23 protein-coding genes and 1 pseudogene are annotated in these 25,328 nt (G+C 70.9%); 16 read left to right on the top strand and 8 right to left on the bottom strand.

Features of this window, described 5'->3' with window-relative positions:
* Positions 1-251: 251 nt before the first annotated feature.
* Positions 252-1,103 (top strand): SDR family NAD(P)-dependent oxidoreductase, encoded by an 852-nt coding sequence (locus ABGB14_RS37880; protein WP_347648662.1) that lies wholly within the window; start codon positions 252-254, stop codon positions 1,101-1,103.
* Between the two features lie 52 nt (positions 1,104-1,155).
* Positions 1,156-2,361, top strand: a complete 1,206-nt coding sequence (locus ABGB14_RS37875; protein WP_347648661.1) for an FAD-dependent oxidoreductase — start codon at positions 1,156-1,158, stop codon at positions 2,359-2,361.
* A gap of 771 nt (positions 2,362-3,132) precedes the next feature.
* Here ABGB14_RS37875 and ABGB14_RS37870 read toward each other — a convergent pair.
* Genes ABGB14_RS37870 through ABGB14_RS37860 form a run of 3 tightly spaced genes read right to left on the bottom strand, consistent with a single transcriptional unit; the run spans position 3,133 to position 4,741 of the window.
* Positions 3,133-4,086 carry an NAD(P)-dependent alcohol dehydrogenase gene (locus ABGB14_RS37870; RefSeq protein ID WP_347648660.1) on the bottom strand — a complete coding sequence of 318 codons (954 nt, stop codon included), beginning with the start codon at positions 4,084-4,086 and terminating at the stop codon, positions 3,133-3,135.
* Entirely contained in the window at positions 4,083-4,316 is a 234-nt protein-coding gene (locus ABGB14_RS37865) for a helix-turn-helix transcriptional regulator (RefSeq protein WP_347648659.1), read from the bottom strand. The genes ABGB14_RS37870 and ABGB14_RS37865 overlap by 4 nt, the downstream gene beginning before the upstream one ends.
* Entirely contained in the window at positions 4,310-4,741 is a 432-nt protein-coding gene (locus tag ABGB14_RS37860) for a hypothetical protein (RefSeq protein ID WP_347648658.1), read from the bottom strand. The genes ABGB14_RS37865 and ABGB14_RS37860 overlap by 7 nt, the downstream gene beginning before the upstream one ends.
* 464 nt (positions 4,742-5,205) lie before the next feature.
* On the opposite strand from ABGB14_RS37860, the gene ABGB14_RS37855 reads away from it, so the two are divergent.
* From ABGB14_RS37855 to ABGB14_RS37800, 12 genes are all read left to right on the top strand, one after another.
* Positions 5,206-6,096 carry a MurR/RpiR family transcriptional regulator gene (locus ABGB14_RS37855; protein ID WP_347648657.1) on the top strand — a complete coding sequence of 297 codons (891 nt, stop codon included), beginning with the start codon at positions 5,206-5,208 and terminating at the stop codon, positions 6,094-6,096.
* Positions 6,096-6,950, top strand: coding sequence for a metallophosphoesterase (locus ABGB14_RS37850; protein WP_347648656.1), 855 nt, complete (start codon positions 6,096-6,098; stop codon positions 6,948-6,950). Before ABGB14_RS37855 ends, ABGB14_RS37850 begins: the two co-directional genes overlap by 1 nt.
* Positions 6,947-7,963, top strand: coding sequence for a BMP family ABC transporter substrate-binding protein (locus ABGB14_RS37845; protein ID WP_347648655.1), 1,017 nt, complete (start codon positions 6,947-6,949; stop codon positions 7,961-7,963). The genes ABGB14_RS37850 and ABGB14_RS37845 overlap by 4 nt, the downstream gene beginning before the upstream one ends.
* Positions 7,964-7,965: 2 nt before the next feature.
* Positions 7,966-9,459, top strand: coding sequence for an ATP-binding cassette domain-containing protein (locus tag ABGB14_RS37840; RefSeq protein ID WP_347648654.1), 1,494 nt, complete (start codon positions 7,966-7,968; stop codon positions 9,457-9,459).
* Positions 9,456-10,544: a hypothetical protein gene (locus ABGB14_RS37835; RefSeq protein WP_347648653.1), complete on the top strand. Its 1,089-nt coding sequence runs from the start codon at positions 9,456-9,458 to the stop codon at positions 10,542-10,544. The genes ABGB14_RS37840 and ABGB14_RS37835 overlap by 4 nt, the downstream gene beginning before the upstream one ends.
* On the top strand, positions 10,541-11,458 hold the full coding sequence (locus tag ABGB14_RS37830) for a hypothetical protein (protein ID WP_347648652.1): 918 nt from the start codon (positions 10,541-10,543) through the stop codon (positions 11,456-11,458). Before ABGB14_RS37835 ends, ABGB14_RS37830 begins: the two co-directional genes overlap by 4 nt.
* Entirely contained in the window at positions 11,451-12,746 is a 1,296-nt protein-coding gene (locus tag ABGB14_RS37825) for a metallophosphoesterase (RefSeq protein ID WP_347648651.1), read from the top strand. The genes ABGB14_RS37830 and ABGB14_RS37825 overlap by 8 nt, the downstream gene beginning before the upstream one ends.
* On the top strand, positions 12,743-13,381 hold the full coding sequence (locus ABGB14_RS37820) for an HAD hydrolase-like protein (protein ID WP_347648650.1): 639 nt from the start codon (positions 12,743-12,745) through the stop codon (positions 13,379-13,381). The genes ABGB14_RS37825 and ABGB14_RS37820 overlap by 4 nt, the downstream gene beginning before the upstream one ends.
* A gap of 39 nt (positions 13,382-13,420) precedes the next feature.
* On the top strand, positions 13,421-14,191 hold the full coding sequence (locus ABGB14_RS37815) for an MgtC/SapB family protein (RefSeq protein ID WP_347648649.1): 771 nt from the start codon (positions 13,421-13,423) through the stop codon (positions 14,189-14,191).
* Between the two features lie 22 nt (positions 14,192-14,213).
* Positions 14,214-15,569: a thymidine phosphorylase gene (locus tag ABGB14_RS37810; RefSeq protein WP_347648670.1), complete on the top strand. Its 1,356-nt coding sequence runs from the start codon at positions 14,214-14,216 to the stop codon at positions 15,567-15,569.
* 414 nt (positions 15,570-15,983) lie between these two features.
* Positions 15,984-16,457 carry a carboxymuconolactone decarboxylase family protein gene (locus ABGB14_RS37805; RefSeq protein WP_347648648.1) on the top strand — a complete coding sequence of 158 codons (474 nt, stop codon included), beginning with the start codon at positions 15,984-15,986 and terminating at the stop codon, positions 16,455-16,457.
* A gap of 187 nt (positions 16,458-16,644) precedes the next feature.
* Positions 16,645-17,274, top strand: coding sequence for an LUD domain-containing protein (locus tag ABGB14_RS37800; RefSeq protein WP_347648647.1), 630 nt, complete (start codon positions 16,645-16,647; stop codon positions 17,272-17,274).
* 212 nt (positions 17,275-17,486) lie between these two features.
* Here the strand turns inward: ABGB14_RS37800 and ABGB14_RS37795 are convergent, their stop codons facing one another.
* Both ABGB14_RS37795 and ABGB14_RS37790 read right to left on the bottom strand, forming a co-directional pair.
* On the bottom strand, positions 17,487-17,669 hold the full coding sequence (locus ABGB14_RS37795) for a hypothetical protein (protein ID WP_347648646.1): 183 nt from the start codon (positions 17,667-17,669) through the stop codon (positions 17,487-17,489).
* A 394-nt stretch (positions 17,670-18,063) separates the two neighbouring features.
* Entirely contained in the window at positions 18,064-18,861 is a 798-nt protein-coding gene (locus tag ABGB14_RS37790) for a MerR family transcriptional regulator (RefSeq protein ID WP_347648645.1), read from the bottom strand.
* 78 nt (positions 18,862-18,939) lie between these two features.
* On the opposite strand from ABGB14_RS37790, the gene ABGB14_RS37785 reads away from it, so the two are divergent.
* The gene (locus ABGB14_RS37785) at positions 18,940-19,293 is read left to right on the top strand and encodes a nuclear transport factor 2 family protein (RefSeq protein ID WP_347648644.1); all 354 of its coding nucleotides are present in this window, start codon (positions 18,940-18,942) and stop codon (positions 19,291-19,293) included.
* A 108-nt stretch (positions 19,294-19,401) separates the two neighbouring features.
* Here the strand turns inward: ABGB14_RS37785 and ABGB14_RS37780 are convergent.
* The 3 genes and pseudogenes from ABGB14_RS37780 to ABGB14_RS37770 form a co-directional block, all read right to left on the bottom strand.
* A pseudogene (locus tag ABGB14_RS37780) lies at positions 19,402-19,779 on the bottom strand (cytochrome P450); the annotation flags it as partial.
* Positions 19,780-19,939: 160 nt separating this feature from the next.
* The gene (locus tag ABGB14_RS37775; RefSeq protein WP_347648643.1) at positions 19,940-20,860 is read right to left on the bottom strand and encodes a recombinase family protein; all 921 of its coding nucleotides are present in this window, start codon (positions 20,858-20,860) and stop codon (positions 19,940-19,942) included.
* A 132-nt stretch (positions 20,861-20,992) separates the two neighbouring features.
* Positions 20,993-22,009 (bottom strand): WYL domain-containing protein, encoded by a 1,017-nt coding sequence (locus tag ABGB14_RS37770; protein WP_347648642.1) that lies wholly within the window; start codon positions 22,007-22,009, stop codon positions 20,993-20,995.
* Positions 22,010-22,074: 65 nt separating this feature from the next.
* Here ABGB14_RS37770 and ABGB14_RS37765 point away from each other — a divergent pair, with 65 nt between their 5' ends.
* Positions 22,075-23,553: an MFS transporter gene (locus tag ABGB14_RS37765; RefSeq protein WP_347648641.1), complete on the top strand. Its 1,479-nt coding sequence runs from the start codon at positions 22,075-22,077 to the stop codon at positions 23,551-23,553.
* Positions 23,554-25,328 lie beyond the last annotated feature (1,775 nt).

Below are 25,328 nucleotides of genomic sequence, written 5' to 3'. Positions count from 1 at the left end.
TCGTCCATACCTGGCTCCCGCCTGTCCACCCGTAATCGTTGCTCTATGCACAAGGCGCCGGCGCCCACCGCTGTGTGACACCCGCCATCGGTGACACACCTCACGTGAGCGCCCTGTCACAAAGTCCGGGACACGAACGCCGCATGGTCAGGACGCCGCGCGAACGATGCGCGCGGCACGCAACTTCCCGAGCGATCACCATGGCGCCCGTCGCGTGGTGATCGCGCAACCACAAGGAACGGAAAGCCATAATGAGCAAGGTCTGGTTCGTCACCGGTTCCTCCCGCGGCCTCGGCCGTCAGTTTGTCGAGGCCGCCCTGTCGCGCGGCGACAAGGTGGCCGCGGCCGCCCGCAACATCGCCAGCCTGGACGACCTGGCCGCCGCCCACGGCGAGGCGGTGCTCCCGCTGGAGCTGGACGTGACCGACAAGGCCACCGTCTTCGAGTCCGTGAAGCGGGCGGCCGAGCACTTCGGCCGGCTCGACGTCATCGTGAACAACGCCGGCTACGCCCAGGTCGGCGCGGTCGAGGAGCTGACCGAGCAGCACCTGCGCGACCAGCTGGAGACCAACCTGTTCGGCGCCCTATGGGTGATCCAGGCCGCGCTGCCCTGTCTACGCGAGCAGCGCTCCGGGCACATCATCCAGCTGTCCTCCGCGGCCGGGCTCGTGGCGATGCCGCTCAGCGGCGCCTACAGCGCCTCCAAGTGGGCCCTGGAAGCACTGAACGAATCCCTCGCCCAGGAGGTCGCCGAGTTCGGCATCAAGGTGACCGTCATCGAGCCCGGCGGCTTCGCCACCAGGGACGGCAAGAACCCCGACCCCCTCGCCAACGGCCACCTGGCCGAGCAGGACCCGATCTACGACGGGCTTCGCCAGCGGATCGCCGCGTTCGCGGGCAAGCAGCCCGCCGGCGACCCGGCCGCCGCCGCCCAAGCCCTCCTCACGCTCGTCGACTCCGACCAGCCGCCGCTGCGGGTGCTGTTCGGGCAGGGCTTCTACCCGATGCTCCAGCAGGCCTACGCCGACCGGCTCAAGACCTGGGCCGACTGGCAGGACCTCTCGGCACAGGCGCACGGCAAGCCCCAACACGAAGATCGGTGACCCGGGACCGGGCCCACTCACCACAAAGCAAACGACCCGACAGGAGCACCACATGAAGCACCGCATCGTCGTCCTCGGCGCCGGCTATGCCGGAGCCTACGCGGCCGGCAACCTGGCCCGCCGGCTGTCCCCGAAGGACACCGTGATCACCGTGGTCAACGCCGTGCCGCACTTCGTGCAGCGCATGCGGCTGCCCCAGGTGGCGGCCGGCCAGGAGGTCGAGGTTCCCAAGCTCGCCGACGTCTTCGCGGACACGGGGATACGGCTGCGCCTGGCCCGCGTCACCACCGTCGACCTCGAGCGCCGGCTCGTCGCCATGGCCGGCACCGACGCCGGCGAGCTCGGCTACGACACGCTGGTCTACGCGCTCGGCAGCCACGTCGCCGACCACGGCGTCCCCGGTGTGGCCGAGCACGCCTTCGACGTCACCGGCCGGCCTTCGGCGCTGCGCCTGTGCGAACGCCTGGACAGCCTGGACAAGCGGGGCGAAGGCGGGAGCGTGGTGGTCGTCGGCGACGGGCTGACCGGCATCGAGACCGCCACCGAGATCGCCGAATCCCGGCCCGGCCTGTCGGTGACGCTCATCGCCCGCAGGCAGCTGGGCGCCCGGCTCTCCGCCGGAGCCCGCGGCCACCTGCGCCGGGCCTGCGACCGGCTGGGCATCACCGTCCTGGAGCACACCAGCGTCGAAGCCGTCGACGCGACGCTGCTGCGGTGCGCCGGCGGCACCACCCTGGCGTCCGACGCGACCGTGTGGACAGCCGGGTTCGCGGTCAACCCCATCGCCGCCGACAGCGGGCTGGAGGTCACCGAGAACGGTCAGATCGTCGTCGATCGCACCATGCGGTCGATCTCGCACCCCGACGTGTACGCCATCGGCGACAGCGCCCACGCCATCGGCGACAACGGCCGGCCGATGCCGATGTCGTGCGCGTCGGCCGGCTACACCAGCCGGCAGGCGATCGAGGCGATCGTGGCACGCCTGACCGGGCGCACGATCACGAACACGAAACTGGTCTACACCTACAACCACATCAGCCTCGGGCGGCGAGACGGAATCCTGCAGATGATCGACCACGAAGGGCAGGCAAAACCGACGTACCAGGGCGGCCGCAAAGCCGCGCGGGTCAAGGCGGGAATCCTCACGACGGCACTGTGGGCCACCTCACACCCCACCTACGGCCTGCCCAGGCGCAGGCGCCGCCTGACCACCGCACCGGACACGTCCGCCGAGCAGGTGGGTCGCGTAACCGCCTAGGACCTCACGACGGAGATGACGTTCGCCTCACTCCTCGACTCGACTCGGATCGAAGCGGTCGGCCGGCGCGGTGAGCGCCGGGTTGTCGCCGGCCCGGCTGCGTCTTCCCGGGCTGAGCGTCCGGGTCATGTCTCCCGAGCGGGGCGCTGCCCACTGCGCCGTCTGGCGGCATACGGCAACACGAACAAGTACAGACCCGTGAACAGCTGCAAGACGAGCGGGAGCAGCGGCAAGTAGAACACCCACTCGGCAGGCTCCTCCTGGAGCACGGCGACGATACTGACCAAGACGGTCGCCGTGAAGACGATGGACAACCAGCGGTGAGTCTGCCGAACCCACGTGTTCCCGGTCAATGAGACCTCCTCTGGAAGACGAGCAACCCCGGCCAGAGCGACCTGCCGGGAGGGACGTTCAGCCGCCTGCGGACGTCGCTGACTGCAACGCTCCTGTTCAGTCCGTGGACAGCGGCACTGGATGCAGCGCACCGATCGCCCATGGCTCGGCTCACCCGGACGTCTTCGTGCTGGGTGAGCCGATGCTCGGTGTTGTCGCGACGAGCTGAGTGCGAGGGCATGGCCCGGCACTCGTCGGTCGTTGCGCAGCCGAGCACATCGCCATCGGCGATCATGACGGTGGCCGGCGGGTGGCCGCCACCAACGTGGTGCGCTCCATGACAGATCACGCTAGGTGCGGCTCAGGGACTGGCGCTTCTCGATTCCTGATCGGTTTGTCGCCCCGCAGTAGCAGGCTGTTGATCCCGACGTCCCGGGGTCAATCGACCGTGATGACGAGCTTTCCCGGCGCGTTGCCCGCAGCCAGGTCCCCTACCGCGGTGGGGGCCTCCGCCAGGGAGTACGTGCGTCCGACGGCCGGTCGCACGGACCCGGCCTCGATGAGGTCGCGCAGCGCGTCCAGGTCGGCGGTGCGGGTCAGCGCGATCAGCGCGTCCAGGCTCTGGCGCGTGAACGGGGTGATCAGCCGGGCGGCGAGCAGCCGGCCGAGTCCGCCGAACCACCGACCGCCGCCCTCGCCGCCGATGATGACCAGCCGGCCGCGCTCGGCGAGCAGCCCGCGCAGCAGGGCCAGCGGCCGCAGGCCCGCGATGTCGATGATCAGATCGTACGTCCCGGTGAGGGGCTCGCGCGTGTAGTCGATGACGGCCTGGGCGCCCAGCGACCGGACGAGGTCGGCCTTGGCCGTGCTGCACACGCCGGTGACGTGGGCGCCGCCGGCGACCGCGAGTTGCGTCGCGAAGCTGCCCACTCCGCCGCCGGCGCCGATGACCAGCACCTTCGCGCCGGCGGTGACCTGGCCGACGGCCCGCAACGCGGTCACCCCCGACACGGGTACGGCCGCCGCTTCGGTGAAGCTCAGGTTGGCGGGCTTGCGGGCGAGCTTGCCCGGGCGGGCGAGCGCGAACTGCGCGTACGTGCCGGTCGCCGCGCCGTACACCTCGTCGCCGGGGCGTAACGCGGTCACGTTGGCGCCGACGGACTCCACGACGCCGGCCACGTCCATGCCCGGCACGCGGTTGCGGGGCCGGCGCAGGCCGAAACCGAGGCGGCCGATGAGCGGCAGCCCGGTCATGACGTGCCACACGCCGTAGTCGACGCCGGCCGCGTGCACCCGGATCAGCACGTCGTCGGCGCCGGGCGTCGGGGCCGGGACCTCGCCGAGGCTCAGCGTGTGTGGCGGGCCGTACTCGTCCTGGACGATCGCCCTCATGAGGGGTCTCCTTCGGTGTCGGGGTACTGGAAGACGTCGTCGAGCCCGACCCGGAACACCCGGGCGATGCGGAAGGCCATCTCCAGCGAGGGGGAGTAGCGACCCTGTTCGATCGCGATGATGGTCTGGCGGGTGACGCCGACCCGGTCGGCCAGCTCGGCCTGGGTCATCTCGCCGTGCGCGAACCGCAGGGCCCGGATCGTGTTGGTGACCTGCGTCGGCTTCACCACGTCTGGAAGCCGCCCTTGCGGTACGCCATGATCTTGGCAACCGAGCTGAGCCCCGCGGACAGCACGAACGCCAGGTAGACGGCGTTGGCGATCCAGAAGTGGCGCAGTTCGGCGATGGCCATGACCAGTGCGGCGAGCGCGCCGATGACGACGATCGACTGCCCGATGCGCTCGCTGACGTGGTTGATCTCGCGATCGCGCTCGTCGGTGCGGTCGGTGCCGTGGCCGCCCGCGACGGCCATCGCGATGTTGGCCACGATCGCGGCGACGATGGCGCCGCCGATGGTCCACAGCAGAGGTCCGGCGTAGGCGACGTCGGGAAGCGGGCCGCCGCCGGCCCGGCCCAGGACGGTCACCACGTAGATCGTGTACGCGCCGATGGTGACCACGATCATCACCCAGGCGCGTTTCTCCTCGAAGGCCATGCCCGCTCCTCATGTAAAACAAAGCTGACATCATGCAATGTAAAACACGCCAGACTCCATGTCAAAGCTTTTTTACATGATCGGCGGGTGACCGCCAGGTTTCCCGTTCGATCTTGCGCACATCCTCATCGTCCCCAGGAGCTCCGCCGCAGCGATCTTCTGGAGAGGGCGTTCTGGACGGCAGGGCATCCAGGTTTCCGGGTCGGGCAGGCGCGGCGTCGCGCGGCCGGCCTGAGAGGCGCTCCCGGTGCTGTTCCACGGGCGACACATCGAAGGTGGGGAAGTCCGGTCCGTGGGCCGCTCGGCGGGCTTGGAACTGAGTTCCACATCCATGGCGATCATCGTCGCTCGCCTGGCGGGTTAGCCGCTTGCATGCCGCGAAGCTGCAGAAAGTTCACCAAACACTCTGGAATTATTTTCCATATGTCGCTACTGTCCTGGAATCCACATCCGAAAGGGCAGCCATGGAACCCCCCAACGAGAGCCGCGCGGCCGAGATGCACCCGGACGACGGCTCCGGCATCCTCGCCCGCATCCGGGCCATGCGCCCGTCCTTCGCGCGAGGAGACCTGCGCGTCTCGGACGCCGTCCTGCGGGACCCGTCGGCCGTTGTCCACTCCACGATCAGCGATCTGGCGGCCGAGGCCGGGACCGCCTCGTCCACCGTCGTCCGGTTCTGCCAGCGGCTCGGGCTGCGCGGCTATCACGCCCTGAAACTGGCCATCGCCAGCGAGCTCGGCACCGGCAACGCTCTGGCCACTCCAAGGATCACGGCAGACGACAGCCCGCTCTCCGTGCTCAACAAGATCATCACCTTGGACGCGGAGGCGCTGCGCGACGTCACCTCGACCATCGACCCCGCGCAGCTGGAGACGGCCGTCAACGCCCTGCACGACGCCGGCCGCATCCTCGTCGTCGGGGTGGGCACCTCGGCCCCCCTGGCCCAGGACTTCGCCTACCGCCTGATCACCATAGGTCTGCACGCCGACGCCCCCGCCGACACGCACGTGCAGCATGTCACGGCCCGGTTGCTCGGCCCCTCCGACGTGTGCCTGGCCGTCAGCCACACCGGGTCCACCAGGGAGACCGTCGCGGCGGTCGAGGCGGCTCGCGACGTGCGCGCCACCACCATCGCTGTCACCAGCTTCGCCCGCTCTCCACTGACGGACGTCGTCGACGCCGTGCTGGTCGCCGGAAGCCGCGAGACGTCGTTCCGCATCGAGGCGATGGCCAGCCGCATCGCCCACCTTTCGCTGCTGGACGCCATGTTCGTCGCGCTGGCGCAGCGCCGCCCGGCGGCGGCCTCCGCGGCCCTGGAACTGACCGGCGGTGTGCTGGCGGAGCACCGGTTCTGATGGCCGCCGCCCGCCTCGCCGTCATCGCCGACAGCCATCTCTGCTCGCCCGGCACACCGTACGGCCACTGGAACGACCGGCTCCTGCTCCCGGAGTCGTGGACGCTGTGGCGGGAGGCTGTCGACTTCGTGGCGGCCAGCGCCGCCGAGGCCGTCATGCTCCTCGGCGACGTGACGAACTTCGCCGAGCCCGACCTGCTCGTGCGCGGCCTGCGCGAGCTGGCCCGCGCGGGCCGGCCCGTCATCGCCGTCGCGGGCAACCACGACGTCGAACCGGTACGCGACGCCCTGGCCGCCGCGAAGCAGGCGATTCCGGCTTTGACGGTGCCGGGGCTGACTCCGTCGCCGTCACCGGCGTTCGGCGGCCTCCATGTCGCCGGCGTTCCCATCAGGGCGAGCCGCCAGGGCGGCCACGTCCTGGACGGGGACGAGCTGCACGACCTGCCCGGCGACCGTCCGCTCGTCATGATCAGCCACTATCCCATCCTCGACATCGAAGCCGATCTCACCAGGCAGCACCTCAGACACCCTGACCATCTGGGCGGCGTCGGGCCGCTGCGCCGGCAACTGCACCGCCACCGGGGCCCGGGCGTCGTCCTGCACGGCCACGTGCACCGCCACCACGCGGCGCGCAGCGGGCGGCTCCTGCAGCTGTCGATGGCCCCGCTCATCGAAAGTCCGCACGCCGTGACCCTGCTGACCCTGCGTACCGAGCCCGATGGGCTCAACGTCGACCGCGAGACCGTGCCGCTGCGCGCCGCCTCGCGCCCCACTCCCGCGCTCGAACACTGGATGTTCCAGGACGGGCGCTGGACCCTCGACCCCACCCCCTCCGCGAGAAGGCCTCAGCCATGAAACGACTCCTCGTCCTCGCAACCGCACTCGTCCTGACCAGCGCATGCAGCACCGCAACCACCACCAACCCCGCGCCCCGGGCCGCCAGGAACGGCGACTGCGGGTACGCCTTCGTCCACGCCGCGACCATCGGCAGCAGCCTGTTCGAGAAATGGGCCGAGGACGGTGTCCAGCAGGCCAAGAAGGAGCTGGACGTGACCATCGACTCGGTCGAGTCGGCCACTCCGACGGCCATCGCCGACAACTTCCGCGCTTTCGCCCAGCGCGGTTGCAAGCAGGTGATCGCCACCGCGGGCTTCTCGGCGGCCGAGCCCCTCACGCAGGTCGCCAAGGAGTTCCCCGGCCAGCAGTTCGCCATCCTCGACGCCGAGGTGGACCTGCCCAACGTGCGCTCCTACGCCTGGGCCGTCGAACAGGCCACCTACGTGGCCGGCGTGAGCGCCGCGCTGCTGTCGAAGACGAAGACGATCGGCGCGGTCTTCGGCATGGAGGTCCCGTCGCTCAAGCGCTGGCAGGCGGGCTACGAAGCGGGTGCCAAGGCCGCCGTCCCCGGCACCAAGGTCCTCATCAACTACGTCGGCTCGTTCTCCGACCCGGCGAAGTCGCTCACCTTGGCCATCGCGCAGAAGCAGCAGGGCGCGGACGTCATCCTGCCCGCCTCGGGCTCGAACCTGGGCGTCATCTCCGAGGCCGCCAAGAACGGCTTCTCCGTCGCGGCGGTCGATCCCGAGGAGGCCGGCAAGGCCGGCGAGAAGGGCGTGGCGTTCACCATGTCGATGAAGGTCGCTGACTCGGTCCGCCTGCTGTTCGGCGAGAAGTGGACGGGAGAGCCGAGAGGCGGCACCAGAAACCTCACGCTCAAGGACGACGTGTTCGTCTTCGACCCGATGACCACCTCCTCCGGCACGTACGACGACCGGGTGCCCGCCGACGTCGTCAAGGCCGCCAAGGCCGCCTACGACGACATCGTGGCGGGCGCCATCACCGTCGCCAACCCGGTGGCGGGGCAGTGACCGTGACCGACGTCCTGGTGTGCGGCGACATCCGCAAGAGCTTCGGCCCGGTACGCGCCCTCAACGGCACCGACCTGCGCGTGCGGCGCGGCACGATCCACGGGCTGGTCGGCGAGAACGGCGCCGGCAAGTCCACGCTGATGAAGGTCGTCATGGGCGAGCTGACGCCCGACTCCGGGCACCTGGAGGTCGGCGCCGTCCCGGGCCTGATCCGGCAGCAGTTGTCCACCGTCCCCGAGTTCTCCGTCCTGGAGAACATCATCTTCGGCTCGGAGCCGCTGCGGCACGGGCTCGTCTCCCGGCGCGCCGCCGCCAAGCGGATCGGCGAGCTCATGGAGGAGATCCGGCTGCCGCTGCCCCTCCAGGAGGAGGCCGCGCTGCTGCCGCTGGCCCTGCAGCAGCGCATGGAGATCCTGCGCATCCTGTACCACCGCGCCGAGCTGATCCTCATGGACGAGCCCACCGCACTGCTCACGCCCAGCGAGGTCGATGCCATGTCAGAGCTGCTGCGACGGCTGGTCGAGCAGGGCCACACCGTTGTGTTCATCACCCACAAGCTGCGTGAGGTCGAGGCGCTGTGCGACGCGGTCACCGTGATCCGCCACGGTGCCACCACCCACCAATGGCCCGATCGCACGTTCACCGTCACCGGCATGGCCGCGGCGATGGTGGGAGAGAGCGGCGCGGGTGTGGTGGCGTCCGAGCGCGCCGGGCGCGACCTCACGAGCGCGGACATCAGGCTCTCGCTCGACGTGGCCGGACACCGGATCGAGGTACGGGCGGGCGAGGTGACCGGCGTCGCCGGGGTCGCGGGCAACGGCCAGGACACCCTGGTCGAGCACGTGTGCGGGCTGGCCGAGCACCCGGGGTTCGGGCAGGTCGCGATCGGCGGCGTCCGAGCCGACGGCTGGCCCACCAACCGCCGTCGCGCCGCGGGGCTGCGGTTGATCCCCGCCGACGCCCGGCAGTGGGCGAGCGCGGTGGAGGCCGACCTCGTCGACAACGTCGCCACGTCCGAGGTGAGCCCCGCCTTCACCGGGCGCTTCGGCAGGCTGCGCAAGAGCGCGATGGCGCGGCACGCGGCCGAGATCGTCGAGGCGGGGCAGGTCGTCACGGCGGGGATCCGCCAGAAGGCGGGCGAACTGTCCGGGGGCAACCTGCAGCGGCTCGTGGCCGCCAGGGAGCTGAACTCTGACGGGACGGTCGTGGTGGCGCACGAGCCGACCCGTGGCGTCGACTTCAGGGCGGCGCGGGCCATCAGGGACCGGCTCAGAGACTTCGCCGATCAAGGTGGTGGAACGCTCCTGATCTCCTCTGACCTCGACGAACTGTTCGAGATCAGCGATCGCATCGTGGTGATGTACCGGGGCGAGGTCGCGGGAGAGGTGCATAGAGCGGAGTTCTCCCGGGCCCGGCTGGGCGAGCTCATGGGCGGCCTCGACCCGGAAGCGGCCGCCGCCGAGACAGCGGGGTCAGAGGCGGAGGCGGCGTCATGAGCGTGGATCGTCGCGCCGTCCGGATCATGGCGGTCGCGCTGCTGGCCGGCCTGGCCATCGCCGGGGCGATCATCACGGCCGTCGGGGGAGGAGCCAGCCTGCCCGCCGCGGCGGCCGCCTTCGCCTCCGGCGCGTACGGCTCCGGCACCGCCTGGGGCGCGACCGTCGCGGCCGCCGTGCCCATCCTGCTGACCGCGATCGGCGCCAGCATCGCCTTCCGCGCCGGCATCTTCAACCTGGGCCAGCCCGGCATGTTCGTCGCGGGGGCGGTGGCCGCCGGGGCCGCCGCGCCCGCGCTGGGCGGACCCCCGCTGCTGAACGTCCTGATCACGCTGCTCGTCTCGATGGCGGCCGGTGCTCTGTGGGCGGCCCTGATCACCATATTCAGCCGGTTGACCGCAGTGGACGTGCTCGTCCTGTCGCTGATCATGAACTACCTCGCCGATGGCCTGGCGACGCTGCTGACCACCCGCGTCTTCCGCGACCCCACCGCGTTCGGCGTGATCGAGACCCGGCTGGTGCCCGCCCGGCTGCCGCTGCTCGTCGAGCAGAGCAGCTTCCACGCAGGCGCGCTGCTGGCGGTCGCCGTGTGCGTGCTCTACTGGTGGGTGCTGAACCAGACGCGCGCCGGGCACCGGTTGCGGCTCTACGGGCAGAACCCGCGCTTCGCCGCGGCGTCCGGCACCTCGCCCCGGCGCTACGAGCTGCGTGTCACCGTGGTCGCCGGCGCGGTTTCCGGGCTGGCCGGCGGCATCCAGGTCCTCGGGGTCTTCCTGCGCTACATCGACGGCTCTGTCGGCGGCGCCTCCTCCGCCGCCTGGACCGGCATGATCCTTGCCATCCTCGCTCCGCTCGGCAGCCTGCTGCTCGTCCCCGGGGCGCTCTTCCTTGCCTGTCTGCAGACCGGGCTGCTCGGCGTCGAACGGGAGATCGGCGTGTCCAGCAGGCTGAGCCTCGTCGTCCAGGCCGTCGTGATGATCGCGGTCGCCTATGGCCGGGGCCGGGCCCTGCGGGCGAGCCGGGACGCCCCGGCGGATGGAACCGCGCGCGGGCCGCAACCCAGGGCCGAAAGGGTCACGTCATGATCGATCTGCTGACCAGCGTCGTGATCTGGGGCCGGACCCTGGACGCCGCGACCTCGCTGCTCCTGGTCGCCCTCGGCGGGTATCTGTGCGTGCGCTCCGGCGTGTTCAACATCGCACTCGAAGGCTCCATGATCTTCAGCTGCTTCGCCGCCGTGGCGTGCAGCTTCTGGGCGAGCAACTGGGGCCTGGGCGTGCTCGGCGCAGCCGCAGTGGGCGTCGCGGTGACCGGCGTGCTCGCCCTGGTGTGCGTGTACCTGCACGCTGACGTGCTGCTCGTCGGGCTCGCGTTGAACCTGCTCGGGCTGGGCGCGACCCCGCTGCTGCTGCAGTGGGCCTTCGGCATCCGCGGCGGCTTCACCTCCCCCGAGGTGCGCCCCATCCCGCACGTCGGCCTGCCGGGCATCGACGCCGTCCCGTGGCTCGGTGACGTGGTCAGCGGACGCAGCGTGCTGACCTATCTGGGGTGGCTGCTGGCGGCCGCCGTGGCGGTCTGGCTCCGCCACACCCGCTCCGGCATGGCACTGCGCGCCGTCGGGCTGCGCGAGGAGATCGCCGCCGTCACCGGCGTGCCGGTCCGGCGCACCCGGGCCACGGCCCTGCTCGCCGGCGGGGCGCTGGTGGGCGTGGGCGGAGCCCAGCTCGCCCTCGGCGACGTCGCGCAGTTCTCCGAGAACATGACCTCGGGCCGCGGATTCGTGGCGCTGGCCATGGTGCTCATCGCGGCCCGGCGGGCGTGGACGCTGCTGCCGCTGTCGATCGGCTTCGCCGTCTTCGATGTCGTGGGCCTGTCGTTGCAGTCCGAGGGGCTGTGGTCCGAGCTCAGCTACGTCCTGCCGTATGCCGCAGCGCTCGCCATCCTGCTCCTGGCCCGGCTGTGGAGCGTGTACCGCCTGCCACGGAGCACACGTGCCTGACGTCCCACGCCTGCGCGTTCTGGCCACCAACGACCTGCTCGGTTCCTTCCATCCCTGGCCGACCAGCTACGGCCGGCTGCCCGGCGGCGTCGCCGTGCGCGAGACGGTGCGGCGGCTGCGGTCCGGCGCGCCCACCCTGTGGGCCGACGCCGGCGACTTCGCCCAGGGTGGGGTGATCAGTACTCTCACCGGCGGTCTCGGCGGGTTCACCGCCATGGACGAGCTCGGGCCCGACGTGGTGGTGGCCGGCAATCACGAGTTCGACTGGGGCACCCCCACGGCACGCGAGGGCGCGCGGCGGATGCGGGCGCCGGCGCTGTGCGCCAACCACCCCGCCAGCGGGCTGCCCGCCACCGCGACGTTCGCCGTGGACGGCCTGGCCGTGGGCGTCGTCGGCTGCACCACCCCCGCGCTGTACGACCTGATCCGCGAACCGCCGGCGGCCCCGCTGGAGGACCTCGGCGAGGCGATCCGGCAGGCCGTCGGAGAACTGCGAGGTGATGGGTGCGACGTGATCGTGGCCGTCGTCCACGACGGCGTGGACTGGGAGCCCGTCGCCACCGGCGGGTGCCGGCCGCTGCCTTCGCGGTTCGCCTCCGTCATCGGGGCGTGGGCGCATCTGGTGGAGGTGATCGTGGCCGGGCACACCCTGGGCCGCTGGATCGGCACGCTGCACGAGACGCCCGTGCTCCAGCCATGGGCGTTCGGCCAGGAGATCGGCGTGGTCGACTTCGACCACGCTCTCGCGCCCGTGCGCACCTACACCGAAGTCCCCGAGCCGGCCGCCCCGTGGGACCGCTCCGGCGCCCACCTGATCGCCCAGGCTCGGGCGCAGCGGGCAGGCACGCTGACCCGCCCCTTGCGCAACCAGCCCGGCGTCGATGACTCCCTGCCGCGCTACGTGGGCGACGCGTTCGCGCGCGCCAACGGCGGTGACGGCGCGCTCTACGGCTGCTGGGAGATCGCGACGGGACAGCCGCCGCTGGACGGAACGCTGGCCTGGCTCGGCGCGGGCGAGGTCACCGAGGCCGACATCCTGCGGCTGGTGCCCTACCAGGACGACTCCGTCGTCCTGGCCGACCTGACCGGGCAGGACCTGGCCCGCCTGCGGCAACGCGACGACCTGGTGATCCGCAGCCCCGCCGCCGGCGGCCGGCTGGCCCTGACCCGCTATGCCGTCACCGAGATCGCAGCCCACCTGAACAGACCCCTGGCCTTCGAGCCGGCACCCACCGGCGTCCGGGACTCGTTGCGCATCGCGCTAGCTGAAGGAGATCCGCTCTCATGACATACACCCACGACCGGCGAGCAGCCGGCTTGCTCGCCTTCGACTGGAACGGCACGCTGGTCGACGACGCCGAGCGGGCCAGGCGGGCGGTCAACCGCGTCCTCGGCGCGCATGACGCCGCCACGCTCACCCCGGCCGAGTTCAAGCACACCTTCACGCTGCCCATGCGTCGGTTCTTCCTTGCCGCGGGTGTGCCCGAGGAACAGCTGGGCGCGGCGGAGAAACAGTGGAACGAGGAGATGGCGGCACACGACGCGCCCCTGAGCGCCGGGGCCGTCGACATTCTGCGGGCGGCGGCCGACCAGCGAGTGCGCGTGGTGGTGGTGAGCGCGGCGGCGCCGGACGCGATCATGAAGGACGCCCGCGCGTTGCGCGTCGACCATCTGCTGGGGCAGGTCATCGGCTCGGTGCGGGACAAGGCGGCCGAGCTGACCCGGCTCGTCGCCGAGAGCGGCCGGGTGATCTACGTGGGCGACGTCGAGTACGACATGTGCTGCGCGGTCGAGGCCGGCGCCTATCCCGTCGGTTTCGGCGGCGGATACCGGCCCGCGTCCGCGCTGGCCGAAGCAGGAGCCGACATCGTCATCTGGAACCTGGCGACGCTGCGGCCCTACTTGTCCGACGTCCCCTCCTGAGCCTGCCGTGAAAGGAGGGTCGTGCACCCCACCCTCGATATGGCTGAACTCGTCATCCGCCTGGCCGCTGCGGCCGGAGCGGGCATCGCGATCGGATTTGAGCGGGAGGTCGGCGACCACGTCGCCGGCATCCGCACGCACACGCTGGTAGCCGTGGGCGCCGCGGTCTTCGCCATCAGCGGAGCCTACGGATTCGCTGACATCCCCCGGGCCCCGGTGGCCGACCCGGCCCGCGTCGCGGCACAGATCGCCTCCGGCATCGGCTTCATCGGCGCCGGAGCCATCGTCAAGGACGGCGTCGTCGTCCGCGGCCTGACCACGGCGGCGACCCTGTGGCTCAGCGCCGCGCTGGGCATGGCGGGCGGCACCGGGGCCTACCTCCCGCTGGCCGCCGGACTCGTCCTGGTGATGCTCGTCCTGGTGGCTCTGCGCATGGTCAAACCCGCGGCGCGCGGCATCGCCCGCCGCAGCCCGTCGCTGCGGGTCACTCACCGGCCCGAGCACGGCACGCTGGATACGATCCTGCGCACGGTCGAGGCCGCCGGGCCGAAGGTCGAGAGCTTGACGATCTGCGAGGACGTCCACGAGCCCGCACCGTCGCGGACCGTCGTCCTGGAAATGGACGACCACCGCGGCAACCGCCTGCTCGCCGCGATCGACACGCTCTCCCGGCGCGACGACGTCCTGCGCATTGACTACCGTCCTGGCCACCTCGTGCCCGGAACGCGGCTGCGCACGAGGCTGCGCCGCCTGCTGCGCCCGGCCAGAAGGCTCGCCGGGCGCGAGCGCCCCCACCCCCACGATCGATGAGGAGACCGACCCCATGGGCCACGTGACGGCCATCGACGTCATCCGCGCCAAACGCGACGGTGCCACGCTCAGCGACGAGCAGATCGACTGGATCATCCATGGCTACACCCGCGGCCGGGTGGCGGAGGAGCAGATGGCGGCCCTGGCCATGGCCATCCTGCTCAACGGCATGAGCCGCAGGGAGATCGCCCGCTGGACCGCCGCGCTGATCGCCTCCGGGCAGCGCATGCGCCTGCCGGCCCAGGAGCTCGGCGGCCGCCCCACCGTCGACAAGCATTCGACGGGGGGCGTCGGCGACAAGATCACCTTGCCGTTGGCGCCCCTGGTCGCGGCCTGCGGCGCCGTCGTGCCACAACTGTCCGGGCGCGGGCTCGGCCACACCGGCGGCACGCTGGACAAACTGGAGACCATTCCCGGCTGGCGCGCCGGCTTGTCGGCGGGGCGGCTGCTCGCCCAGCTCCGCGAGGTCGGCGCCGCTGTCTGCGCCGCGAGCGACGAACTCGCCCCGGCCGACCGGAAGCTGTACGCGCTGCGCGACGTCACCGGCACTGTCGAGTCCATCCCGTTGATCGCCGGCTCCATCATGAGCAAGAAGATCGCCGAAGGCGCCGGCTCCCTCGTCCTGGACGTCAAGGTCGGCACCGGCGCGTTCATGAAGGACGTCGGGCAGGCCCGCGAGCTCGCCAGGACCATGGTCGCACTGGGCGGCGACCATGGGGTGACCACCACAGCCGTGCTGACGGACATGGACACCCCACTCGGCCTGACCGCGGGCAACGCCCTGGAAGTGCGCGAATCGGTGGAGGTGCTGGCGGGCGGCGGTCCGTGCGACGTGGTCGAGCTGACGCACGCCCTGGCCCGCGAGATGCTCGCCGCTGCCGGGCTCGACAGGATCGACCCGGCCGACCGGCTGCGCGACGGATCCGCCATGGACGTGTGGCGGCGCATGATCAGCGCGCAGGGCGGCGACCCCGACGCGACCCTGCCGCGCGCCAGAGAGAGCCACGCCGTCGTGGCGCCCGCCACCGGCGTGCTGGCCAAGCTGGACGCCTACGCGGTGGGCATGGCCGCCTGGCACTTGGGCGCCGGCCGCGCCCGCAAGGAGGATCCCGTGCAGGCCGCGGCCGGGATAGAACTGCACGCCAAACCGGGCGCATCGGTGCGCACAGGGCAGCCGCTGCTTACCCTGCACACCGACACGCCGGAACGCTTCGAGCCGGCCGTGGCGGCACTGCGAGACGCGGTCACCGTCGTACCGCCCGGCACTCGGCTCGAACTGCGCCCGCTCGTCATCGAACGCGTCCACGTCGCCACTCCCCGAACGATGCGTCCCCTATTGGGTCCTGCCCCCCACCTTGACGGCCATGAGGCGAGTTGATCACGCGTCGCTCGCGAGGCGCGCAGCGCGCTCTGTTTCTGTGGCTATGAGCTTGGGGCAAGTGCGTTCCCTTGCCGGCCAGTTCCACCCGGACACCGTTGGCCAGGCCCCACTGCGCGGACTCGGCGGCCGCGTAGGAGGTCTTGCCGTCGACGGTGGTCCAGGCCGCGGCCGACAGGACGTTAAGGATGGCCCCTCCGCCGTTGCGGGCTGGAACAGGAGCGAATGCCCGAATCATGGCGAGGGTGCCGTACCGCCGCGGACCACGACGCGGCGGCCCGCCTGACGCCGCTCGACAGCAATGGCCTCTTCTGATGCCGCGCAGATGTGGCGTGCGTCACATCAACGGTCGTCCCGGCGTTGCCCGGACCGTTCGTCGTAGGGGTGTAGCGACCACCACGGCAAGGAGATCCCATGGACGCCCGTTTCGACTACGCCGGCAACCCGGTCGGAGCGAAGGCCGCGAAGGCGTTCGTCTCGGCGAGCAAGGTCGTGTCGGACTCTGCGCTGCCGGCCACGACGCGGGAGCTCGTGATGCTCCGCGTCAGCCAGATCAACGGCTGCGCCGTGTGCATCGACCAGCACACCAAGGAAGCCGCCCACGCGGGGGAGACCTCGGTGCGCATCAACCTGGTCTCGGCCTGGCGGGAGGCGACCGTCTTCACCGACGCCGAGCGCGCCGCCCTGGAGCTGGCCGAGCAGGGCACCCGTACGGCCGACGCCGGCGGCGTCACCGACGAGGCCTGGGCCGACGCCGCCAAGCACCACGACGATGACCAGCTCGCCGCCCTGACCGCCCTCATCGCCGTCATGAACGCCTGGAACCGCATGAACATCATCACCCGGCAACCCGCCACCGGAGACTTCGAGCCCGGCCAGTGGGGCTGACCTACCGCCACGATCGCTCCCACTCCCGTCGGCGAGCCGATCGCCCGTAGAGCGCTCCCTCAGTACCGGCTCGACGCCACGGCACACCGGAATGTGCGGCCGGCGCATCACCTCACATTTCACGGGACCGTGTCGTCGAACTGGCTGAAACGAACACATCATCCAGCGAACAGAAAGTAGCGACATCATGACCACCCCATTGCCGGCAACATCGTTCGCCGACCCGGCGCCCGCGGGGCCCCTGGAGCGGGCGGCCACCGCGCTGACCGGACACGGTTTCACCGTGGAGATCCTCGATGACGTCGCCGCCGCGCGTACCCGCGTCAAGGAGCTGATACCCGAGGGCTCCAGCGTTTTCACCGGGGCCAGCGAGACCCTGCGCCTGTCCGGCATCGATGAGGACATCAACGCCAGCGGGCGATACCAGGCCATCAAGCCACGCATCCTGGCCATGGACCGCGCCACCCAGAGGGACGAGATCCGGCGGCTGACCGCCAGCCCCGACGTCGTCGTGGGGAGCGTCGCCGCGGTCACCGAAACCGGCTCCCTCGTGGCCGCCTCTGGCAGCGGAAGCCAGTTGCCCAGCTACTCCGGCGGCGCCGCCCGCGCGATCTGGATCGTCGGGGCGCAGAAGGTGGTGCCCGACCTGAGCACCGCGCTACGCCGCGTCGAAGAGCACTGCCTCCCGCTGGAAACCGCTCGCACCCAGGCGGTCCACGGGTGGCCCAGCGCCGTCAACCGCCTCCTCGTCCTCAACGCGGAACCCTTCCCAGGGCGCGGCACCGTCCTGCTGCTCCGGCAGGCCCTCGGCTTCTGAACCACCGGGAACCATAGAGCCGGGGCTGGAACCGGCCTGGCGACGGCCGGCTTGATCGCCGCGTTCGGGTGAGGGCCTGGATCGTGTCCTACAACCCTGGTCCGTGACCACAGCAGCTTGGTGACCGAGGCGCCGGCACCCAGGTCCTGACCCCACGCCACGCGGGTCGTGGCGTCGTAGCCGCGAACGCCGAGCAGCTCCAGGTCGTGCCCTCAGAGTCTGCCGAGCCCGCGGGCCAGGATGGTGGCGGTCTTCGCGATGTTCGGCCAGCCGACCGCGTCGCCGTCGACGGGCACGCGTACCTCGTCGAAGAACTCCTCCCTGCTCGCGTCCGCGATCCAACGGCCGGCGTGGGCCCGTGGCCGCCGTTCCAGATGTTGTGCGTGGATCGGCATGGGCGCGGGGCTGCTGCCGCACCGTGTCACAGGAAAAGCCGAGATCGCCATGCTGGTCACGTACGGCATAGACGCGGCCTGGCGATCCCTTATGAGAGAACCTGCACCGGTTTGCCATATTCACTCTGCTGACGTTGACCGCCCGGCTGGGGGACCGGCCGCGCCACCACCAACACCGTCGCGATCACCGTCCTCGCCCGGCGGTCCTGGCCACGCTGCGCCGGGCAGCGCGCAAGGCGTCCCATGGCGTCGCCCCCACGTTCTCCTCCGTGCGGAGTCTCTCGAAGGGCGTGGACGAGCCGGCGGCGTAGAGAGCATGATCTCTCGACCCCTGTCCATGGAGTCCCTGCAGACGGTCCGGTTACCCAGCGAGGACGGCGCGAGCCGTCCCGGCTCAGGGTCGGGCCACCCGGAAGACGGGCCAGCCGATCTCGGTGCGCCATGTCGCCGGGTCGTCCGTGTCGCGGGGGCCGACCAGGTAGCGCTCACGGACCGGCCCGGCGACCGCGAGCGCGTTGGCCACGACCCAGGCGCCGAGTTCCCCGTAGGTGACGTCGATGTCGTCGTGGTCGCCGACATGGGTAGTGGTGGCCAGTTCGACGCCCGGCAGGGTCACCGGGTGCACTCGGCCGCGGCGCGGGGGTTCCGGCGTCGGCCGGTAGACGAGCACGTGCCCGTGGCCGCTTTCGAAAAGCGAGTTGTCGTACAACCCGCCGAGGACGCCGGTCGGCTCGGCGACGAGGGCGTCCAGCTCGGCGGCGGCACCGGCGTACCAGGCGATGACGTGTTCGTGCTCGACGTCGTCCTCGATCGCGGCAACCGTGGTGGCCGGGACGGCGCGCAGCTCGACGTCGAGCGGTGCCGGCTCCGGCCGCAGCAGCCGGCGCAGCGACGCCACTGCGGCGCGTGTCCGGTCCAGCTCCGATTCGAGCCGTCGCAGGTGGTCGGCGACAAGGGCGGCGCGCGCGCCGGGGTCAGGGGAGCGCAGGATGCGTTGGACGTCCGGCAGCGGGACGTCGAGCTCGCGCAGGCGGTGGATGACCTGGGCGGCCGGGATCTGGTCCGCGCTGTAGTAGCGGTAGCCGGTCGCGTGGTCCACCGTCGCGGGTTCGAGCAGGCCTGCTTCGTGGTAGCGGCGCAGCGTGCGCACGCTCAGGTGGGTCAGCCGCGAGAACTCGCCGATGGCCAGCATGCTTGTAGTGTGCACCCTCCCCCTGCGGGAGAGTCCAGCGCTTGCCCCTCCCGTCGGGAGAGGCCGCACCGTGGAGACATGACTACACCAATTAGCATCTCGCCTGGCCAGCTCCCCGCCACGATCCGCGGCTTCCTCGCCGCGCACGCGGCCCGCGACACGGAGACCGCCCTCCGCGCTTTCGCCCCCACCGCCATGGTCGCCGACCAGGGCCAGACCTTCCGCGGGACCGACGAGATCCTCGTCTTCCTGCGCGAAGCCGGAGCCGAGTTCAGCTACACGACCGAACTCATCGGCGCCCAGCGCGTCGACGACGCGCGCTGGGTGTCCAGCAACCGTCTGGAGGGCGACTTCCCGGGCGGCGTCGCCGAGCTGGCCTACCGCTTCACGCTGGACGGCGACCTCATCGCCGAACTGATCATCGCTCCCTGACCGGTGCCGCCCGCGGCGAGGCGATGAGGAATCACCGTCTCAACACGCCGTGCGCGCGCCGTGATCCGATCGTCGTCGCGGGCGGCGTCACCCCCCAGACCCGCGAGCTCACCAGGTCACCCGGAGCGAGTTCACGCCGTACACGACGCTGAAGACCCGGAAGTCGACCTGCTCGTACGGGTCGGCCAGGGCGAGACGGGGGAACCGCTGGAACAGGAGGGAGAAGGCGATGCGCATCTCCATCCGGGCCAGCGGCGCCCCGAGACAGTGATGCACGCCGTGGCCGAACGCGACATGACCGGCGGCCTGCCGGGTGACGTCGAGCCGGTCCGGGTCGCCGACGAACGCGTGATCGCGGTTGGCGGCGGGAAGCGAGCAGATCACCATCGCCCCCGCGGGGATGACCTGCCCGGCGATCTCCACCTCGGCCGTGGTGGAGCGGGGCGGAGGCGCCTGCGAAATGGACAGCCACCGCAGCAGCTCTTCGACGGCGGCCGGCGCAGCCGGGTGTGCTCCGGCGGATCCAACCCGATCAGCTGCCCGGCACGCATCCTGGCCACCTCATCGGGATCCAGCGCACCCGCTCCGCGAAGCGGCGTCAGGGCACTGCTGAACCGCCGGATCCGCCAGCACCCCTCGGACGTCCTCATGCCGGCAGACCAGGTACCCCGGCAGGCCCCAGGCCGTCCCCACCCGCACCACACCCTCGCCGTCGCGAGCCCGGCCGTCCACGGTGTCCCGCCGCGCGGTCTCCTGCGGGGTGTGAACGGTTCGCTAGTCGTTCGGCCTGTCGAACATGCCGAGCTGCCGCATCTGCGACATGACATCGACGACCGCCCAGGTCTCGGCGACCCGCCCGTCGGCGAAGCGGGCGATGAGGATCTCCCTGTACGTGATCGGGGTCGGGGAACCCAGGAACAGCGGTTGGCGCTGAGAATGATCTTGGGCGGAATATGACGTCCAGCTTCGGCGTGTGATCGCTCCACCTGGAGGTTTCCGGGCCATGGATGATGCGGTGGATGGTGGAGCGTCCGACGCTGTATTCGGTGGCCAGGTCGGCCAGGGACACCTCGCCCTCGGCGTATCGGCGGCGGATGGAGCGCCGGGCGGGTTCGGGCAATTTGGGTTGCTTGCCCTTGAGCTTGCCGTTCTTCTTGGCCAGGGCCATACCCTCGCGGGTGCGCATGTGTCCGAGGTTGGCCTCGAACTCGGCGACCATGGCGAGGGTCTGCAGGAACAGCCGCCCGAACGGGTCGGTCCAGTCGTAGACGGAGCCGCCGAGTCCGAACAGGACGCCCCGTCCGGACAGGTCGGTGAGGATCTCGTTGGCCTCGGCCATGTTGCGAGCGAACCGGTCGAACTTGGTGACCGTGAACACCGACCCATTCCAGACGGCGGCGAGGGCCTGGTCGAGGCCGGCGCGGTTGCGGCGGGTGGTGCCGGAGAAACCGCGGTCGATGTAGATGCGGTCTTCGGGGACGCCGAGGGTCAGGAGTTGCTCGGTCTGGATCACGACGTCTTGCTCGTCGGTGGAGCAGCGGGCGTAGCCGACGCGGGTTCCGTTCACGGCTCCCAAGCGTTCCGGATAGGGGGCCTTCACTGGAACAGTTCGCGGAACACCTATACGGAACACCCTGACCTGGGGCGGTTGGCCGGGTGGCTGGTGTTCCCGGTGGGGGTCCCCTTACGGAACACCAGTTCATCCACCCCTCCGCACTCCACATGAGGTGCGCAGGTCACCGGTGAGGTCGTCGGGTCCGAGTCCCCTGCTGATCCGGGTGCGCAGGGAGCGCAGGGCTTGCCGGAGTTCGGCTGGTTCGATGTCGGTGAGGTCGGCGTCGAAGGTGAGGAGCAGGCCGGCGAGTCCTGGCCATGACCAGGCGCCAAGGGTGAGGCGGCAAGTGGTTTCGGTGTCGTACTTGACTGTTGATCCGCCGGGAGCGAACCGGGCGACGGTGGAGGCGGGCAGGGCGAGGGTGGCCGAGCCGCAGCATGGCCAGTCGGCAGCGGCGTCTCCGCGGTCGGGTGCGGTCATGACGAAGGTGACGGGATCGCCGTGCGGGATGTCGCGCCGGTCGAAGGGGGTGTGCGTGGGCAGGTGCGCCTGGATGCGATCCATGCGCATGGCGCGCCATCGGCCCGCATCCCGGTCGAAGGCGACCAGGTACCAGCGTGCGGCCCACACCACGAGGTCGTGCGGTTCCAGCGTGAGCGTGACGGGTTCTCCGTCACCGGTGTAGCCGACGCGTACGAGGTGCTGCCGGTTGATCGCGCTGCCGACGGCGCGGACGGTCTCGGCGTCGATCGGCGGGGCGGGGAACTCCCAATAGTTGCGGGCAGAGGAGACGGTGAACGCTTCGGCGTGCAGGCGGCTGCGCGCGGGCATCGCCTGGTGCAGCGTGGCGAGAGCGCGTGCCGCGTTCTCGCGGATGCCGGACAGGACCGCCGGGACGGTCTGCAGCGCGACGGCCGTGGCGACGGCCTGGTCCTCGTCGAACACGACCGGCGGCAGGCGGGCGGCGTGACCGAGCCGATAACCGCCACCCGCGCCGCGGATGGCCTCGATCTCGTACCCGAGGTCTCGGAGCGTGTCGATGTCGCGGCGCACGGTTCGCACCGACGTGCCGAGCCGGGTGGCGAGTTTCTCGGCGGTCAGGGTCGCGCCGATCCCGAAGATGGACAGCAGTTTGAGCGTCCGCGCGGAGGTGGCAGCCATGATTCTCCGATTCTCTCGCCGATAGCGGTCACTCGATGGCAACTATGCCCGACAGGGTGACCGGCATGACCGCTTCACCAAGCCCGCCAAAGGGCACCCTCAACCCTGAGCTTCCTCCCGTACCCATCGCCGGCGCCGGCGCGACCGCGGCGCTGCTGGTGGTGCTCTTCGGGTCCTTCATGGACCTTCTCGATGCGACAATCGTGACCGTCGCGGCCCCGGCGATAGCCCGGGACCTGGGTGCCGGCGACGCTCAGATCCAGTGGACGATCGCCGCCTACACCCTCGCCCTGGGCGCGGGCCTGATCACCGGTGGACGGCTCGGTGATCAGTACGGCCGCAAGCGGCTGTTCCTGATCGGGCTGGCCGGGTTCATGCTCACCTCGGCGCTGTGCGCGCTGGCCGCCGATCCGGCGATGCTCATCGGCATGCGGGCCGCGCAGGGGCTGACCGGCGGCATCATGGTGCCGCAGGTGTTCGGGATCATCCGGGCGTCCTTCGCGCCGGGTGAGCGGGCCAAGGCGTTCGGCGCGTACGGAGCGGTTCAGGGTCTCGCCTCGGTCGCGGGTCCGCTGCTGGGCGGGCTGCTCGTCGAGGCCGACCTGTTCGGCCTGGGCTGGCGTACGATCTTCTGGATCAATGTGCCCGTCTCGGTCCTGGCCCTCGTCATCGGCGCGAAGGCGCTGCCGGAGTCCCGCTCCACCTCGACCGCGCGGCTGGACCTGGCGGGCGCGCTCCTGGCGGCCACGGGCATCCTGCTCCTGCTGCTGCCGATCATCCAGGCCGAAACCTGGGGATGGACCTGGGGCAGCTACGCCCTCCTGGCGGCCGGGCTCGTCGTGCTCGCGATCTTCCTCGCCTACGAGCGCCGCCTCACCGGACGCGGGAACGAGCCCGTCTTCGATCCCGCTCTGCTGAGAATCCGGGCCTTCACCGTCGGTCTGGCCGCTTCGGTGCTGTTCTTCGGCGGCCTCGGGTCGTACTTCCTCACCCTCTCGATCTACCTGCAGAACGGGACCGGCCGGACCGCGTGGGAGACCGGCCTGGTGATCCTCCCGTACGCGCTCGGCTCGATCGTCACCTCCGGCCTCGGCGTCGCCCTGGCCGCCAAGGCAGGCAGAACACTGCTGGTCGCCGGCTCGCTCACGATCGCGGCATCGCACCTCGTCCTGTGGTCCGTCGTCAAGGGCGGCGACGATCCCGGATACTGGCTGCTCGCCCTGGCGCTGTTCATCGGTGGCCTCGGACTCGGTCTCGCCGCGCCGATCCTCGTCAACGTCGTCCTGGCGGGCGTCCCCGGGCGCAACGCGGGCGCCGCCGGCGGGGTGCTGTCCACCGTCAACCAGATCGGCGGCGCCGCCGGCATCGCCGTGCTCGGCACGGTCTTCTTCACCTCCGTCACCGGTCCAGCCGCCGGGGCGCCGGCGCTGCCCGACTACAGTCATGCGCTCGGCATCGTCCTGATCGTCTCAGCCGCGCTCTACCTGATCACGGCACTCGTGATGCTCGCACTCCCGAAGGCCGCGGCCGAGCACGCCGAGTAGAGAAGCATGCCGCTTGTCAACCGGCATCTTGAGCGCGCATTCTCACCGCCAATGGCTGTTCCTGGGTTCCTCAACCCCGACGATGGACCTGCCGGTCGGCGGCACGCCCATGTACTCACCCCGGTGCGTCCCGGTGACCGTGTTCCTGGCGACGACACGGTTCCCCTTCCGCGATCACGTCCTCGATCTCGACGTGGAGGTCGGGGACGGCGCAGCACCGCGAACACCTCCTTCATCGCCGACGTCCCCGTCGTCTCGATCGGCAGCGGCGTGCGAATCCGCACGTCCGGCCGGACGACCTCGTCCTCGTCGATCGTTCTGGAGATGGCCTCTTCGTCGCCGGTGCTGACGGCGTCGTGGAAGCGGCGGATCGCCTCCTTGTTGCGTTCCGCCGCGGTGATGATCGACAGGTGGTCTCTCCTCGGGTTCATGAAGGTGTCCGCCTGGGCCGGCATCGTGGCGATGGCCGTCCAGCATCGAGGGCAGGATCCGCGCGGCGTCCGGACCGATCAGGTGGGCGTTGAGATGTGCTCCAAGCACCGGACGTCACATCCAGGCGACGAACGGGTGGCCTCCCCGGGGACACCGCGGAGCCGGGAAACCCGGCGTTGTTCGAGCCGGTGGGTCAGGAACCGCCTGCGCGGCGAGGAGAGGCAGATCCCCGGCGCCGCGGTCCCGGCGTACCAGGCTGCTTCGTCGCGGGAGCGACAGCGAACGAGCGTCAGTATTCGAGCGCTGCACGGTCTCGACGGCGGCTCAAACGCTCTTCGTGTGGCGGTCGGCCGACGGACCTGTCACTCAGGCGCTCCGCCATGGTGCCGGCCGGACGCCGCGCTGACGTAGGCGGGGCCCAGGTCGGCAAGGCGGGAGACGGCACGCGAAGGGCCGGGCGCTGGTTCCGCTGGTCTGGCAGGCGATCGCCTGGGCGGCCGTGCTGGCCATGCCCTGGACGGTCACGACCGGACTGTGGCTCAAGTCCCGGCGAGCCACCGGCCGTCGACCCGCCTGACGGGGCTTCCCCGTCGTGGGAGCGCGCGTGCTCGTGAGTCGTGATCCCGCTGGGCCAGCGGGCCGGTGCCCAGCCACCGTTCGTGTGGGTGAGGACGGTGCGCTTCGTGGTCGCCCATGGCGAACGCGTAGCAGGATCATCCCCAGATCGGTGCGCGTCGTCCGCGCGGCACCGCCGACGCCCAAGCGGTCGAGCGGCTGACCGCAGTCCCCGTCACGACTGGTATGTCGCGCATGCCCGCCGCCGACCTGGCCTGCCTCCACACCACCGACTCCGGCAGTCTCACCGCCGCCGACCTGGTCCGGCTCGGGGGTGGAGCGGGGCTCGCTCGACGGGGAAGCGATCTCGTACGTGGCGCGAGAGCGTCCCAGCCGGCGGCCCTGTCACCCCCGCAGCGGCGGCATCACGGCGTCGGGACGGTCGAGACCGAGCAGGGCGAGCTCGACGGTCATCCCGCCGAAGGCGGCGGCGAGGAGATCACGGTGGTCGAGCCGGTCGCGTGCGCACTACGGGGGCCGCCGGAGTACGCCGGAAAGGGGCCGCGGGTTGCTGTAGCGGAAGCTCAGCGAGTTCGGCGGAAGACGGCTTCCAGCACCGCTTGGGGTCCTTGGAGTGGATACCGGTCGCGCCTTGCCGGAGCCCGGGAGTCCTGAGTCCGCCAAATGTCCGGTCGATGTCCTGGTTGTGGCAGCTTGTATTGACCTAAAGTCCCGGAGTGAAAGACGTTCGGCGACAACGGAAATCAATCGGTCGAATCGCCCAACTC

The organism is Nonomuraea sp. B10E15, assembly GCF_039871615.1.
Classification (GTDB): domain Bacteria; phylum Actinomycetota; class Actinomycetes; order Streptosporangiales; family Streptosporangiaceae; genus Nonomuraea.
Note: the sequence above shows the minus strand (reverse complement) of the source record. Positions and strands in the feature narration are given on the sequence as shown.